Genomic DNA, 15,678 nt, shown 5'->3' with positions numbered 1-15,678 from the left:
AAAATGGGGAATTTTATGTCCAAATATTTGGGTTTGTCGCACAGCCAAACACGGCGCCGCTCATCGGCGTCTTTGGCCCTTTCATTGGGCGGGCTGTTATGGGCCTCGCTGGCATTGGCCGCGCCAGCCTATGCCGCTGAAATAGACGGCGATTATGGCGTGGGCGCGGATGATGGGCTGGATAGCACGGCAGAGCAGGGCGATCAGGCTGGGCGGGCGGGCCAAAGCGCACAGGCCAGCTATGGCAATGATATTGTCGTCACGGCGCGCCGCCGCGCAGAAACAGCCCAAGATGTGCCGATTGCTATTTCGGTGGTGGGCGGTGACCAAATTGACAATACGGGTGCGTTTAACGTCGGCCGATTGCAGCAATTGGCCCCAGCATTGCAATTTTATTCGTCCAACCCGCGCAATTCCTCCGTCAATATTCGGGGCATTGGCGCGCCCTTTGGCTTGACCAATGATGGGATAGAGCAAGGCGTCGGCATATATGTCGACGATGTATATTATGCCCGCGTCGCATCCGCGACCTTGGACTTTTTGGACGTATCGCAAATCGAGGTGCTCCGCGGGCCGCAGGGCACCTTATATGGCAAAAACACCACGGCTGGCGCGGTGAATATCACCACCAACCAGCCGACCTTTGATTTCGAAGGCAAAGCGGAACTGAGCCTTGGTAATTTGAACTTCAAACAAGCCAAGGCGGCGATATCGGGGCCTTTGACGGAAAATCTGGCGGCGCGCGTTGCGATTTCGTCCACCAGTCGGCGTGGCACAATTTATAATGTGACCAGTGATCAATATATCCAAAGTCAGGACAATATCGGTATTCGCGGCCAATTGCTGTGGAAGCCGACCGATGCCTTGTCGATCACGTTGGCGGGGGATTGGAACCGCCAAGAAGCGATTTGTTGCGGATCCGTTTTTGTGCGGACTGGCGCAACGCAGCGGCCGTTGAACCGACAATTTGAAGCCTTGGCTGCGGCCGCACGTGGCGGGGCGGGATATGTCGTGCCCAGCACCAATCCCTATGATCGTTTGTCCGATGTGGACGCAACATTGAATGCGGGCAATGATTTGGGCGGTGTGGCGCTGCGCGTGAAATGGGATTTGGGCGCAGGGACGCTGACATCGGTCACTGCATGGCGCTATTGGGATTGGCGACCAGAAAATGACCGTGATTTCACGGGCCTTTCGATTGTCAGCAAGTCCCAAAACCCATCACAGCAAAATCAATATACCCAAGAATTGCGCTATAATTACAGCGGCGACCGCTTTGACTTTGTGTTGGGTGGTTTTGCCTTTTACCAGCGCATCGATACGCAAGGGACCGAACAACATGGCGCAGACAGCAGCCGTTGGACACTCAGCCCATCTGCCACGCTAAGCGATGGCAGCTTATTGGTCGACACCGCGTCGGTGCTGAACGGATTGACCGCGATCAATACACAATATCTGAAAAACACCAGCCTTGCGGCCTTTGGCCAATTGAGCTGGAAAGTGAATGATCGGCTTACCATTCAGCCGGGTGTTCGCTTGAACTATGATAAAAAAGACGGATTTTATCAGCGTCTTGTCTATCTGGCTGATGGAACGCCAGTGGTGCGGAACAGCGCTTTGACCGGTGATGCCAAGACGATCAATGATGCGCGTTTGGGCGTCTTTGCGCCGCAAGAGATTTCGCCCAGTTTCAGCGACTGGAATTTCAGCTATGATTTGACGGCGCATTACAAGCTGTCGCGCGATATCCTGCTTTATGGCAGCTACGCCAAGACGTTTAAATCGGGCGGCATCAACCAAAATGGTGTGCCAGCAGATGCCAGTGGTGCCCCCATTTTGGCAGCCGCGACGATCAAGCCTGAATCGGTTCAGCATTTTGAATTGGGCGTCAAATCGCAATTTTGGGATCGCCGCGCCACATTGAATGTCACGGCATTCCGTACCGATATTCAGGATTATCAGGCCAATGTGAACAATGGCCAATTTGGGGTGCTGCGTGGATATTTGGCAAATGCGGGCAAGGTCCGCACACAGGGCATAGAGGCAGATTTTTCGATCCGGCCCAGTGAGCGTTTCAACGCTTATTCCAATCTTGCTTATACGGATGCCAAATATAAGAAATTCGTCGATGCCCCATGTGCGCCAGAATATTCGGGCGGCCGGACGCCGGGTGCTAATGATGTGATTAGTGGGCCGGGGGTTCCCAATGGATTCAGCCCCGCCAATTGCGATATCAGCGGAACGCGTTTGCCCGGCGTATCCAAATGGGCGCTGTCCTTTGGCGCGGAAGTGAATATTCCCAGCCAATTATTTGGTGAAGATGGGCAGTTTTATTTGGGATATGACGGCAGCTATCGTTCCAAATATTCGTCCAACCCCACGCCATCGGCCTATACATGGATCGACGGTTATGCACTGTCGAACTTCCGTGCTGGTTTCCGTGCGGACCGTGGGTTCGAAGCTTATGCTTGGGTACGCAACGCCTTCGCCAAAGATTATATGGAGCAATTATTCGTCGGCCCAGGCAATACAGGCTTGATTACCGGCCTGCCAGGGGACCCGCGCACATGGGGCGGGACGATTAAAGGCCGATTCTAAGCCTACGGCCCATGAAACTGCCTAAATTTGACCCATAGGGTCATGGGGTCGTCCGTTGGGCGGCCCCTTTTTTCACATGGATGATGAGCGTCGGGACGGGCGACGTCCGCCGTTACGAATGCAGCGCGTCATCGCGGCGCTGACGCCATATTGAAATGACAGGATTATTATCTCATAATAATCGCATTTGACGATGACTGATGACTATTTAATCGTTTGTCACAATGAATGTTCTGGATTTAGCTTGAGCTTATGAATTGGTTTTCGAGCCAGCGCGGGAACGGATTTGGGTTTGCAGATGTCACAACAATGTTATTCTGTGGGCCTAGATTCTGAAAATGAAGGACCCGCCGCCAAGCTTTGACACCAAGGAAGAAGCCATAGGAGAGACTGCCATGTCGGACAATCAATCACCCACCACCGGTCAGAAATGCCCCGTTGCCCATGCGGACGGACGCAACAGCTTGCTGGGACGCACCAATCGTGACTGGTGGCCCAATCAATTGTCGCTGGAAATTCTGCAACAGGGCGGGAAAAGCCCAAGCCCATTGGGCGATGACTTTGATTATCGCGCAGCATTTAAGGCGCTGGATTATCAAGCCGTTAAGGCCGATTTGCGCGCTTTAATGACCGACAGCCAGCCGTGGTGGCCCGCCGACTATGGCCATTATGGGCCGTTTTTCATTCGTATGGCGTGGCATGCGGCCGGTACCTATCGCACGGGCGATGGCCGTGGTGGTGCCAGCAGCGGCCAGCAACGCTTTGCCCCGCTCAATAGCTGGCCTGACAATGGCAATTTGGACAAGGCACGCCGCTTGTTGTGGCCCATTAAAAAGAAATATGGCGCCAATCTGAGCTGGGCCGATTTGTTCATCTTGACGGGCAATGTCGCGATTGAGTCGATGGGCGGCCCAACCTTTGGCTTTGGCGGCGGCCGCGCCGACGTGTTCGAGCCGGAAAAGGATGTTTATTGGGGCAGCGAGGAACAATGGGTTGGCCAAGAAGGCAATGAAACCCGTATCCAGCCCGAAAAGCAGATGGATTTGGAAAATCCATTGGCCGCGATCCAAATGGGCCTGATTTATGTAAACCCCGAGGGGCCTGGCGGTAATCCTGACCCGATTCAATCGGGCCGCGATATTCGCGAAACCTTTGCCCGCATGGGCATGGACGACGAAGAAACCGTGGCTTTGACGGCGGGTGGCCATACTTTTGGTAAAGCGCATGGCGCGGGCGATGCATCGCTGGTTGGTGCGGAACCAGAGAGCGGCGACATCACGCAAATGGGCCTAGGCTGGATCAGCACCCATGGTGCAGGTTTTGGCGACGATGCGATCACCAGCGGGATTGAAGGGGCATGGACGCCCACACCCACCACTTGGGATCACAGCTTTTTCCACATGCTGTTCGATTATGATTATGAACTGGTCCGCAGTCCCGCGGGGGCCAAGCAATGGCAACCCGTGAACGCGACCGAGGACGATAAAGCGCCGGGTGCCCACAGCCCCGAACGCAAGGTTCCCACCATGATGACCACCGCCGATATGGCGATGCGCGAAGACCCGATTTATCGCGAAATCAGTCTGCGTTTCCGCGACAATCCGGATCAATTCGCCGATGCTTTCGCCCGTGCATGGTTCAAGCTGACCCACCGCGATATGGGGCCAAAGACGCGTTATCTGGGTCCCGAGGTGCCGCAGGAAGATTTGCTGTGGCAAGACCCGCTGCCTAAGGCCAGCTATCGCAGCCTGTCCGACGCTGATGTGACGGCGCTGAAAAGTAAAATCATGGCCAGCGGCCTGACGATATCGCAATTGGTCAAGGCCGCATGGGCATCGGCCAGCACCTATCGCGGGTCCGATTATCGCGGCGGGGCCAATGGCGCACGTGTGCGTTTGGAACCCCAACGCAATTGGGCGGTCAACGATCCGGCGGATCTGGGCAAAGTCTTGTCGGTGCTGGAAGGCATTAAAGCCAGTCACGCTGGTGACGTGAGTATTGCCGACTTGATCGTTATTGGCGGCAATGCGGCCATTGAAAAGGCGGCGCGGGACGCTGGTTTCGACCTGATCGTACCCTTGACCACCGGACGTGTTGACGCCAGCGCCGAGCAGACGGACGCTGAAAGCTTTGACGTGCTGCGCCCGCGCGCTGACGGTTTCCGCAATTATTTGGAAGTCGCTTATACTGTCCCGACCGAGGAACTGTTGATCGACCGCGCGCAATTGCTGGGCCTGAGCGCACCGGAAATGACCGTGTTGGTTGGCGGTATGCGCGTACTGGGTGCCAATGCGGGCGACAGCAAGGATGGCGTGTTGACGGACCGTGTGGGTCAGTTGACCACGGACTTTTTCGTCAACCTGCTGGACATGGGCACGGTTTGGAAGAAGGTCAGCGACGATAGTGACCAATTATTCGTTGGCACTGACCGTGCGACAGGCGAAAAGAAATGGACCGCAACGCGCACCGACTTGGTCTTCGGTTCCAACAGCCAGCTTCGGGCCTTGGCAGAAGTCTATGCCGAAAATGGTCATGCACAGAAATTTGTGAATGACTTTGCCAAAGCATGGGCCAAGGTGATGGACGCCGACCGTTTCGACTTGTTGGATTGATGGACATGGGGTTGTTCCGCTGGGCGGCGGGACGATCCCATATGTTGCGGGCTGGAATGCTGGCCCGTAACCCCTATTTTTGGGACCATAAAAAAAGGCTCCGGATTGCTCCGGAGCCTTTTTTGTTTCTGTGATTTGGCGCCTTATTCGGCGTCCAGACCATAAGCGGTGTGCAAGATGCGAACCGCCAATTCGGTTTCGTCGCTGTCGATCAGGACGCTGACCTTGATTTCGCTGGTCGAAATCGCCTGAATGTTAATCGCACGTTCTGCCAGCGCGCTGAACATGGTGCTGGCCACGCCTGCATGGCTTTTCATGCCAACGCCAACAACGCTGACCTTGGCAACTTTTTCGTCGGAAATGATGCGGTTGAAGCCGATTTTGTCCTTATTGGCTTCTAGCAGGTCGATAGAGCGCAACAAATCGGCTTGGGGAACGGTGAAGGTGACGTCCGTTTCGCCCTTATCACGGCCAACGTTTTGAATGATCATATCCACATTGATGCCAGCATCGGCCAGCGGCGTGAAGATGGTCGCAACGGCACCGGGGCGGTCCGGCACCCGCGTGACGATGATTTTTGCTTCATTCTTGTCGTGGGCGATGCCGGTGATCAGCTGCCGTTCCATCTTCATTTCCTCTATTTCTTTGTCGCTGATGATCATCGTGCCTTTTTTCGGCGCGCCATCGCCTTCTACAAAGCTCGACAACACTTGAACACGCACGCCGCTCTTCATGGCCAGACCGACCGAGCGGGTTTGCAGCACCTTTGCGCCCACGCTGGCCAGTTCCAGCATTTCTTCATAGGTGACATAATCCAATTTGCGGGCGCGTGAAACGATACGTGGGTCGGTGGTATAAACCCCGTCCACGTCGGTATAAATATCACAGCGGTCCGCCCCGATGGCGGCGGCAACGGCCACCGCGCTGGTGTCTGAACCACCACGTCCCAATGTCGCCACGCGGCCATCTTCCATCAACCCCTGAAAACCGGGGATGACAGCAACATGGCCCGCGGCCATGGAAGCGCGCAGGGCGTCAGTTTCGATCTTGTGAATACGGGCGCGGCTATGGGCTTCTTCGGTCTGGATGGGCAGTTGCCACCCCAGCCAACTGCGGGCAGGCACACCCATGGCCTGCAGCGTCAGCGCCAGCAAGCCGGATGTAATCTGTTCGCCAGCCGCGACCACCACATCATATTCGGCGGGGTCATAGCGGGGGTTGGCTTCGCGGCAGAAATTCACCAACCGGTCGGTTTCGCCAGCCATAGCGGATACGACCACCGCTACTTCATTGCCAGCGGCAGCTTCGCGCGCGACAAGGCGCGCGACAGTGCGAATTCGTTCGGTGCCCGCCATGGACGTGCCACCGAATTTCATCACAATTCGCGCCATTTGCTAACCCTTTTCCTATCTCGTCACTGCCGCAACAAAATTTGTGACTTTGCGGCGTGGCGCTGTTAGGCAAAGGGAAGGAAATTGGCAAGGGTAAGGGCATAGGTCGGCGTAAAAAAATTACGTCAAATGGCTTAGTTGGCACAGAAAATATTATGAACGCTACGACAATCAATCCACAAGAAGCGGCCCATTTTGGGGCCTTGGCAGCAGAATGGTGGGACCCCAACGGCTCATCGGCGATGCTGCACAAGCTGAACCCCGTGCGCTTATCTTATATTCGCGCACAGCTGGACGGCCATTGGCACGGCGATGCGCGTGCCCGATTCCCATTGGCTGGCAAGCAGACGCTGGACGTTGGATGCGGCGCGGGTTTGTTGGTGGAACCGATGGCGCGCATGGGCGCACAGGCAACGGGTGTTGACGCCGCGCCCGAAAATATCGCGGCTGCGCGTGCACACGCCCAAGGGCAGGGGTTGGATATCCGCTATCATGCGGGCGAGTTGGCCAGTCTGCCGCCACAGCAATTTGATTTGGTCACATCGATGGAGGTGATCGAACATGTGACCGATCCGGCCGCCTTTGTGCGGGAATTGGCAGCGCGTTTGGCGCCCGATGGTTTGATGATCTTGTCCACGCCCAACCGCACCGCCCTGTCGAAACTATTATTGGTCGAAGCGGCAGAGCGTATCGGCGCAGTTCCGCGCGGCACCCATGACTGGAACCAGTTTTTGACGCCCGAAGAATTGACGATTTTGTTGGAGGATGCGGGCTTGGTGGTGACGGACCGGACCGGCCTGTCGCCATCCTTGGCGCGGGGTTTTCAATTGGGCGACAATGAAACGCTGAATTATCTCTTGTCTGCGCGGCACAAATGATGGCGACCATATGCCTTTGTCGGCGGGGGTGAATTTGTCCGCTGGCCGCTAAAATGTGCAGGCAGAAATGAAAAAGGGCGCGGATGTTCGTATCTGCGCCCTGTTGGATTAAAAATCGACATTTTCATAATAAGGCGGCGGCTGGATGGTTTCCATCCGTTCGCTGAGCAAGGGACGGAAGCTAGGGCGTGATTTCAGCCCGCTGTACCAACCTTTGGTCAATTCATGGCCGGTCCAGTCAATGCCGCCCAAATAATCCGCGACCGAAATATGGGCGGCAGCGGCCAAATCGGCCAAGCTCATGGTTGCACCGGCCAGCCATGTGCGATGGTCGATCAGATAATCGACATAATCCAAATGATGATTGGCGGCCTTCATCGCCTCGCGCAGGGCGCCGCCGTCGGGCGACATGCGGTGAACGATGCGTTTTTGCATCCGTTCAAACAGCAATGGTCCCGTGACCGCATAATAAAATTCCTGATCAAACCAAGCGACCAGACGGCGAATTTCTGCGCGATAGGCAGCGGTGCCGTTGATCATCGATTTGCCTTCGACCGTTTCTTCAAAATATTCGGTGATGGCGCTGCTGTCGATCAGGGTCTGGCCGCGATTTTGGTCGACCATGACGGGGGTCCGGCCCGCTGGATTCAGCGTGATGAAATCGTCACGCCGTTCCCATGGCGATTCGCGCACCAATTCATAGCCAATGCCTTTTTCGCCCAGCAAAAGCCGGACTTTTCGGGAAAAAGGACATAAGGGGAATTGATAAAGTTGCCACATAATACCCGCATAGCGGCATGTGCTGTTGGGGTGCAATGTCTATGACATCATTGGGTGCAATGGCGGGTGCAATGGGCCGATATTTTGACCTGAATCGGCAAAAATACCGGCCTCTATGGGGCGGAATTCCGCCCGTGATGATTTTGTGCCTGCGCGCGCTTATTTTGTGGGGGTGCGGGCGTTTTGTTCCACCTGTGTCGCCATGTCACGGGCGATATTCTTTAATACGGGCAGATAAGCCTCGATGGTGGAGGCTGCTGCACCAACCATGGCGGCGCTGTTTTGCACTTGATGACCCAAATGCTCGGCGTCTTGTTCGTCGCGCCCCATCACTTCGCCCAATGTCGCATCGCGTGGCAGGTCGCGCGCGCGGCTTTGCGGGTCGGCTTTGGCGATAACATCGGCCAAGGGGCCCACATTCACTTTCATCAAGGCTGCCATCATGGCGGAAATCGTGCTGGCCAAACGTTCCTGCTGGGCAGGGTCGTTCAATATATCGACGGGACGTTGCTGGGCGCTTGCGCTGGTTGAACCGATGCTGGCCAGCATCGCGGCGGCCAAAATGGCCCATGATGGTGCTGTTTTCATATGCTTAACCCTTTTTGCATCGGTTTGCGCACGGATGAAGGACGGGGGCTGAAAATGATCGCCCATCGTCCACGAGCCGGTCTTATAGGCGCTGTTGGATGAGTGGCGGGTGAACAAAAGCTATGGCTGGCATCTGGCGGAAAAAACGCGATAAGGTGGCCCAGACAATGACAGTGGCCCTATGCCATTTGGCACCCAGACCGACCAAGCTACTCGCATATTTGGGCCAAGGCAGGAAAAAGGATAAGGAATGAATCTGCGGCTGGAACGCCATGCGGATGTCGCCCATTTGGTGATCGACCGCGCAGCAAAACGCAATGCTTTTACCTTGGATATGTGGCAGGCCTTGCCGTCTTTGCTGAACGAAGCGATGGCGGACCCACAGGTGAAAAGCGTCATTCTGCGCTCTGCACAGGCGGGTGTTTTTTGCGCGGGGGCGGATATCGCGGAATCGGCTGCCCATGTTCAGGATGCACAATGGCGTGCGGCCAATCATGCCGCCATTGCGGCGGCCCAGCACCAACTGGCCCGCGCCCCAAAGCCGGTCATCGCGGCTATTGATGGCGACTGTGTGGGCGGGGGCTGCGGTTTGGCAATAGCCTGCGATATACGCATTGCATCGCCGCGGTCGCGGTTGGGCATCACGCCGGCGCGTTTGGGTCTGGTCTACTCCTTGCACGACACGAAATTGCTGGTCGATTTGGTGGGGCCATCGCAGGCCAAGCGTATTTTATTCACCGCCCAATTGCTGAGCGCCGAAGAAGCGGCGCGCATCGGGCTGGTCGATATGATGGCGGATGATGTGTTGGCCGAGGCGGCTGCGCTGGCCCATCAGATGGCGAGTTGTTCCCAGCATAGCATTGGCAACAGCAAAGCCATCATTCGGGCGATATTGGACGGACAAAGTGATGATGATGCCCATAGCAGTGCCTTATTCGCTGATGCCTTTATCGGGCCTGATTATCCCGAGGGTGTCGCCGCATTTCTAGAAAAGCGTCCGGCCAAATTCCACTAGGGGCCGGTATTGGCTGGTGGTGATCGGTTGATCACCGCGCTGGAACATCGGCGTGTTTAGCGCGGATTTACCGTGGCTATTAGAAAATAGGGGAAGCCTATGTTGGGCTCCCCCTATTTGGGTGGATAGGATGTTGTTGGGCTGCGGCCTTTATTCGGCGGCGACAACCTCTGCCAGCGACTGTTCATCATCGTTCAAAGGATGTGGCAGGCGGTTGATCATTTCCTTGGGGCAGACGTGCCAGAAACGATCTTTCCACATATCCCAGTCGGTCAGAATCTCTGCTGCCCATTGGCTGGCGGTGGCTTGTGCATGGTCGGTCACCATTGCTTTCAGCTCGGCTTCCCAATGCGCGCTGTTCAGGCGTTGCCAGACGATGGATTCGGGGTTGGCGCGACGTTCGAAATTATCATCCGTGTCCAAGATGAAGGCCATGCCGCCGGTCATACCGGCGCCGAAGTTGGAACCCACAGGGCCCAAGATCACCGCCGTGCCGCCAGTCATATATTCACAGCCATTGGCGCCGCAGCCTTCGACCACCACTGTGGCCCCGCTGTTGCGAACCGCAAAGCGTTCACCCGCTTGGCCAGCGGCCAGCAAAGTGCCCGCCGTCGCCCCATAAAGCACGGTGTTGCCGATGATGCTGTTGTGGCGGCTGACCAGCGGGCTGGACACGGTGGGGCGCACCACAATGCGGCCACCCGACAGACCCTTGCCGACATAGTCATTGGCATCGCCAAAGACTTCTAGCGTGATGCCTTGGCACAAAAATGCACCTAGCGACTGACCGGCCGTGCCGCGCAAACGGATTTGGACGTGATTGTCGGCCAGCGTTTTCATTCCAAAGCGGCTGGTAACCTCGGCCGACAAACGCGTGCCGACCGCGCGGTGCGTGTTGCGGACATTATAGGTCAGCTGCATTCGTTCGCCGCGATCAAATAAAGGCTTGGCGTCGACCAATATTTGGGCGTCCAGACTGTCTGGAACCGGATTGCGGAAAGTCGCGCTGACCGAACGGCGTTCTTCGTCTGGAATATCGACCTTGGCCAGCAGCGGGTTGAGGTCAAGGTCATCCAGATGCTCGGCACCACGATTAACCTGACGCAGCAATTCGGTGCGACCGATCACTTCGTCCAAGGAACGATAGCCAAGACGGGCCAGAATCTCGCGCACTTCTTCGGCGATAAAGCTCATCAAATTGATGACCTTTTCAGGCGTTCCGGTGAACTTCTGGCGCAGGCGCTCGTCTTGGGTGCAGACACCCACGGGGCAGGTGTTGCTGTGGCACTGACGCACCATGATGCAGCCCATGGCAACCAGCGATAATGTGCCGATGCCAAATTCTTCTGCGCCCAAGATGGCGGCGATCACAATGTCGCGGCCGGTCTTGAGGCCGCCGTCAGTACGCAGACGGATGCGGTGACGCAGACCGTTCAAGGCCAAGACCTGATTGACTTCGGACAATCCCATTTCCCATGGCGTGCCCGCATATTTGATGCTGGTGAAGGGCGATGCGCCCGTGCCGCCGGTATTGCCCGCCACCAAGATGACGTCGGCATGGGCCTTGGCTACACCCGCTGCCACCGTGCCGATACCGGCGCTGGACACCAGCTTGACGCAAACACGGGCCTTGGGGTTGATTTGCTTGCAGTCGTAAATCAACTGCGCCAAATCTTCGATCGAGTAAATATCATGGTGCGGCGGCGGACTGATCAGCATCACGCCGGGTGTCGAGTGACGCAGGCGCGCAATGAATTCCGTGACCTTAAAGCCCGGCAACTGGCCACCTTCACCAGGCTTTGCGCCCTGAGCGACCTTGATCTCAATCTCATCGCAGGCACCCAGATATTCTGCGGTGACGCCAAAGCGGCCCGATGCAATTTGTTTGATGTTGCTGTTGGCATTGTCGCCGTTCGCATAAGGCGAATAGCGGCTGCTATCTTCGCCGCCTTCGCCCGACACAGCCTTTGCACCGATACGGTTCATGGCGATGGCCAGCGTTTCATGCGCTTCGGGCGACAAGGCGCCAAGGCTCATGCCGGGGGTGACGAAACGCTTACGGATTTCCGTGATCGCTTCGACGCTGTCCAGCGACACGCCTTGGGCGGGATAGTTAAACTCCATCAGGTCGCGCAAATAAACGGGCGGCAAGTCGGCGACGCCGCGCGAGAATTGCAGATAGGTGGAATAGCTGTCGGTCGCCACAGAGGTTTGCAGCAAGTGCATCAACTGGGCCGAATAAGCATGGGTTTCGCCGCCGGCGCGCTGACGATAGAAACCGCCAATGGGCAGGGTGGTGACGCGGGCGTCAAAGGCCGCCTTATGCTTGTCCGCCGCGCTGATATACAGCGATTGATAGCCTTCACCCGAAATTTTGGCTGGCATACCGGGGAACAGATCATTCACCAAGGCGCGGGACAGGCCCACGGCTTCGAAATTATAGCCGCCGCGATAGGAGGAGATGACCGAAATGCCCATCTTCGCCATGATCTTGAGGAGGCCTTCGTCAATCGCCTTGCGGAAACGGGTTTGGGCGTCATTCAGGTCCAGTTCGCCAAACAGGCCGCGCGCATGGCGGTCGGCGATGGCGGCTTCGGCCAAATAGGCCTGAACCGTGGTGGCACCCACGCCGATCAGCACCGCAAAGCTGTGGGTGTCCATCGCTTCGGCGGACCGGACGTTGACCGACGCATAGCTGCGCAGGCCCTTGCGCACCAAATGGGTGTGCACAGCCGCCGCCGCCAGCACCATCGGCACACCGATACGTTGGGCGTTGATATTTTGGTCGGTCAGGAACAATTCACTGCGTCCGGCACGCACGGCATCTTCGGCTTCGCGGCGAATGCGGGTGATGGCTTCGCGCATGTCGTGATGATCACCGCCAGCGGGCAGGGTGCAATCAATATCCGCCACCGCATCGCCGAAATAGGCGCGCAAACGGTCCCAATCTTCGCCGACCAACACGGGGCTGTCGATGGCCAGAACATGCGCATTTTGCCCTTGCTTGTCCAAAATATTGGCAAGGTTGGAAAAGCGCGTTTTCAAGCTCATGACATGGCGTTCGCGCAAACTGTCGATGGGCGGATTGGTGACTTGGCTGAAGTTTTGACGGAAAAACTGCGACACATGGCGCGGCTTGTCCGAAATGACGGCCAGCGGCGTGTCATCGCCCATCGAGCCCAAGGCTTCCTTGGCGTCTTCGACCATCGGGCTGAGGATTAACTCCATATCCTCCATGGTCAGGCCAGCGGCGACCTGACGGCGCAGCAATTCCTTGCGATCCCACGCATCGAGGCTGGCTTTGCCGCCCTTGGGCAGGTCCGCCATGGTGCGGAAACCTTGCACGCTGCTGCTATAATCTTGCTGTCCGGCGATTTTGTCTTTGATCTCGCGGTCGGTGTAAAATACGCCTTCGTCCAAATCGACGGCGATCATTTCACCGGGGCCCAAGCGGCCCTTTTTGCGGATGCTGGCTTCGGGCAGCACCACCATGCCGGCTTCGGAACCCACCACCAGCAGATTGTCGGCGGTCAGCGTATAGCGCAGCGGACGCAGCGCGTTGCGGTCCATACCCGCCACAGCCCAGCGGCCATCGGTCATGGCTAAGGCGGCCGGACCGTCCCATGGTTCCATCACGCTGGCCAAATAGCTGTACATGGCGCGGTGGGCGGCGGGCATTTCCTTGTCATTGATCCACGCTTGGGGAACCAAGATCAGCTTGGCGGTTGGGGCATCGCGGCCCGCACGGCACAAAGTTTCAAACACCGCGTCCAATGCCGCCGTATCCGACGCGCCTGCGGGGATAACCGGCTTAATATCTTCGGAATTTTCTCCAAATGCGAGGCTGGCCATCTTGATTTCGTGGCTCTTCATCCAATTGCGGTTGCCGCGAATGGTGTTGATTTCGCCATTATGCGCCAGACAGCGGAAGGGCTGGGCCAACCACCATTGGGGGAAGGTGTTGGTCGAATAGCGTTGGTGGAAAATCGCCACGCGGCTTTCGAATGATTTGTTGTTCAAGTCAGGGTAAAAATCCGACAAGCTTTCGGCCAAAAACAGGCCCTTGTAGATGATCGAACGCGCCGACAAGGAACAGATGTAAAAATCTGCGATCTGGGCAGCGACCACTTTCTTTTCGATGCGGCGGCGTACCAGATAGAGCTGCTTTTCAAACTCCGCGACCGATTGTTCGTCGGGCATGGGGCCATAGATCATGATCTGTTCAATTTCGGGGCGTGTGCGCTGGGCCTTGTCGCCAATCACCGATACATCGACCGGAACCTGACGCCAGCCATAGATGCTGAAACCCGCATCGATGATTTCCGATTCTACAATGGTGCGGCAATCTTCTTGGGCGTTCAAGTCGGCGCGCGGCAGAAAAATCATCCCCACAGCCAGACGGTTGGGGCGCACTTTATGGCCCGACGCAGCAATGGCATCATCAAAGAAACGCACCGGCAGGTCGACGTGAATGCCAGCCCCATCCCCTGTTTTCCCATCGGCATCGACAGCGCCGCGATGCCATACGGCACGCAAGGCTTCGATCGCGGCCTCGACAACGCGGCGAGATGCCTTGCCATTGGTCGCGGCCACCATGCCGACGCCGCATGCGTCGGATTCCAGATCGGGACGATACATGCCATGCTGCGCCAGCATTTCATGTTCAGGGGTGGGGTAATGCGTCATTTTCTTGTTCCTGATGATAGGTGCTGCGCCAGCAACCAATTCGGCGCGTCGCAGGCTTTATGCTTTAGGGTTTGGGCGTTCGGCCCAATCGCGTGCTGGCGTCTTTAATCGCCGCCATTTGGGCTTCGGCGGCGGCGCTTTGGGCGGCTTCCGATGCGGCCTCTGCGGCGGTGACGGCGGCTTTATGTGCGTCCGACCAATTGGCCCGATCATAGGCTTCATAGGCGGTGTCATCGCTGGCGATGGCGGCTTTGCGCGTCTCTTCGTCGGCCTTTTCCGCAGCCAGAGCGGTTTTCACCTGCTTGACGTTGATTTTCAAAATATCGGCAATTTGCTTTAATTCGCGGTCCGACAATTGATGAATGTCGCGTGGTTGCGGCATGTCTTTAAAACTGGACTCGAGTTGCGGAGCCAGTTTTTGAATACGCGTGATCAGATCGGGGGCCGCGCGCAACATGCTGACGACAACTTCGGGATTTGATTGCAACGCCAGCAGGTCCGACGCAAAGGCGCCGCCGGTAGATGTTTGGAAGAATTTTTGAATTTCCGCCATTTCGGCATTCGTAAAGCGTCGCGAATAGGCGCGGGCCAGACCTTCCTGCATGGCAGGCTGTAACACGGTATAGACTTCGTCCGCAATCGGGCGCACGGCGGCGCGCAAATGCTGTTCCTGCGCCGCGCGATGCGGGTTCAAAATGTCCGAAACGCGCTTGAGGTCGGCGTCGCTGATATGCTCAATTTGCTCTTGCGGCACGCCGATGATGCGCAGCAGCTTGGCGCGATCGGCTTCGGTGCTCATGTCGCCAAAGGCGGTGAACATGCGGCCATATAGGGATTCAAAGGCCTTTTCCAAACTGGCGCGCTGGGTCATGGGCGCGACCAAGGTGCGGGCGGTGGCCAGACGCGATTCATCGACAGGCGGCAGGTTTTTCACGCCCATCCAATCTTCAACCAGCTTGGTGACGGCGGCCAATTCCTTTTGCATCGACGAATTTGGGCCGGCAGGGGCGTCTGTCTGGATGTCCGTCACAGTGGTTTCGGCGTTGGGCGGTGTCGCCAAGGCGGGAACGGCCATGAACCAAGCGGCGCTGACGGCCAATGAAGCTTTCCAATATGACATGATAATATGA

At 56.9% G+C, this 15,678-nt stretch carries 9 protein-coding genes; 4 read left to right on the top strand and 5 right to left on the bottom strand.

The features are described 5' to 3' along the window. The first annotated feature begins 15 nt into the window (after positions 1 to 15). Positions 16 to 2,598 (top strand): TonB-dependent receptor, encoded by a 2,583-nt coding sequence (locus tag LKO31_RS09570; RefSeq protein ID WP_227690162.1) that lies wholly within the window; start codon positions 16 to 18, stop codon positions 2,596 to 2,598. Positions 2,599 to 2,993: 395 nt separating this feature from the next. Next, the gene (katG, locus tag LKO31_RS09565; protein ID WP_227690159.1) at positions 2,994 to 5,210 is read left to right on the top strand and encodes a catalase/peroxidase HPI; all 2,217 of its coding nucleotides are present in this window, start codon (positions 2,994 to 2,996) and stop codon (positions 5,208 to 5,210) included. 143 nt (positions 5,211 to 5,353) lie between these two features. Here the strand turns inward: katG and LKO31_RS09560 are convergent, their stop codons facing one another. Further along, entirely contained in the window at positions 5,354 to 6,601 is a 1,248-nt protein-coding gene (locus LKO31_RS09560) for an aspartate kinase (protein ID WP_227690156.1), read from the bottom strand. A gap of 155 nt (positions 6,602 to 6,756) precedes the next feature. Here LKO31_RS09560 and ubiG point away from each other — a divergent pair, with 155 nt between their 5' ends. After that, the gene (gene ubiG, locus LKO31_RS09555; protein ID WP_227690153.1) at positions 6,757 to 7,479 is read left to right on the top strand and encodes a bifunctional 2-polyprenyl-6-hydroxyphenol methylase/3-demethylubiquinol 3-O-methyltransferase UbiG; all 723 of its coding nucleotides are present in this window, start codon (positions 6,757 to 6,759) and stop codon (positions 7,477 to 7,479) included. Between the two features lie 108 nt (positions 7,480 to 7,587). Here the strand turns inward: ubiG and LKO31_RS09550 are convergent, their stop codons facing one another. Both LKO31_RS09550 and LKO31_RS09545 read right to left on the bottom strand, forming a co-directional pair. Further along, a complete protein-coding gene (locus LKO31_RS09550) occupies positions 7,588 to 8,259 on the bottom strand; it encodes a glutathione S-transferase family protein (RefSeq protein ID WP_227690602.1) in 672 nt (223 codons plus the stop codon). 159 nt (positions 8,260 to 8,418) lie between these two features. After that, positions 8,419 to 8,847, bottom strand: coding sequence for a hypothetical protein (locus LKO31_RS09545; protein ID WP_227690150.1), 429 nt, complete (start codon positions 8,845 to 8,847; stop codon positions 8,419 to 8,421). 250 nt (positions 8,848 to 9,097) lie between these two features. On the opposite strand from LKO31_RS09545, the gene LKO31_RS09540 reads away from it, so the two are divergent. Then, positions 9,098 to 9,862, top strand: a complete 765-nt coding sequence (locus LKO31_RS09540; RefSeq protein ID WP_227690148.1) for an enoyl-CoA hydratase/isomerase family protein — start codon at positions 9,098 to 9,100, stop codon at positions 9,860 to 9,862. Positions 9,863 to 10,012: 150 nt separating this feature from the next. On the opposite strand, the gene gltB is transcribed toward LKO31_RS09540, so the two are convergent. After that, the gene (gene gltB, locus LKO31_RS09535) at positions 10,013 to 14,548 is read right to left on the bottom strand and encodes a glutamate synthase large subunit (protein ID WP_227690145.1); all 4,536 of its coding nucleotides are present in this window, start codon (positions 14,546 to 14,548) and stop codon (positions 10,013 to 10,015) included. 64 nt (positions 14,549 to 14,612) lie between these two features. Continuing rightward, positions 14,613 to 15,668 (bottom strand): DUF2059 domain-containing protein, encoded by a 1,056-nt coding sequence (locus tag LKO31_RS09530; protein WP_227690143.1) that lies wholly within the window; start codon positions 15,666 to 15,668, stop codon positions 14,613 to 14,615. Positions 15,669 to 15,678 lie beyond the last annotated feature (10 nt).

The sequence above is a fragment of the Sphingopyxis yananensis genome (assembly GCF_020687785.1).
In the GTDB taxonomy this organism is placed as follows: domain Bacteria; phylum Pseudomonadota; class Alphaproteobacteria; order Sphingomonadales; family Sphingomonadaceae; genus Sphingopyxis; species Sphingopyxis yananensis.
Note: the sequence above shows the minus strand (reverse complement) of the source record. Positions and strands in the feature narration are given on the sequence as shown.

Coding starts and splice junctions, on each gene's coding strand:
- katG (WP_227690159.1), top strand. CDS start 2,994: ATGTCGGACAATCAATCACCCACCACCGGTCAGAAATGCCCCGTTGCC.
- LKO31_RS09530 (WP_227690143.1), bottom strand. CDS start 15,668: ATGTCATATTGGAAAGCTTCATTGGCCGTCAGCGCCGCTTGGTTCATG.
- LKO31_RS09545 (WP_227690150.1), bottom strand. CDS start 8,847: ATGAAAACAGCACCATCATGGGCCATTTTGGCCGCCGCGATGCTGGCC.
- gltB (WP_227690145.1), bottom strand. CDS start 14,548: ATGACGCATTACCCCACCCCTGAACATGAAATGCTGGCGCAGCATGGC.
- ubiG (WP_227690153.1), top strand. CDS start 6,757: ATGAACGCTACGACAATCAATCCACAAGAAGCGGCCCATTTTGGGGCC.
- LKO31_RS09560 (WP_227690156.1), bottom strand. CDS start 6,601: ATGGCGCGAATTGTGATGAAATTCGGTGGCACGTCCATGGCGGGCACC.
- LKO31_RS09540 (WP_227690148.1), top strand. CDS start 9,098: ATGAATCTGCGGCTGGAACGCCATGCGGATGTCGCCCATTTGGTGATC.
- LKO31_RS09550 (WP_227690602.1), bottom strand. CDS start 8,259: ATGTGGCAACTTTATCAATTCCCCTTATGTCCTTTTTCCCGAAAAGTC.
- LKO31_RS09570 (WP_227690162.1), top strand. CDS start 16: ATGTCCAAATATTTGGGTTTGTCGCACAGCCAAACACGGCGCCGCTCA.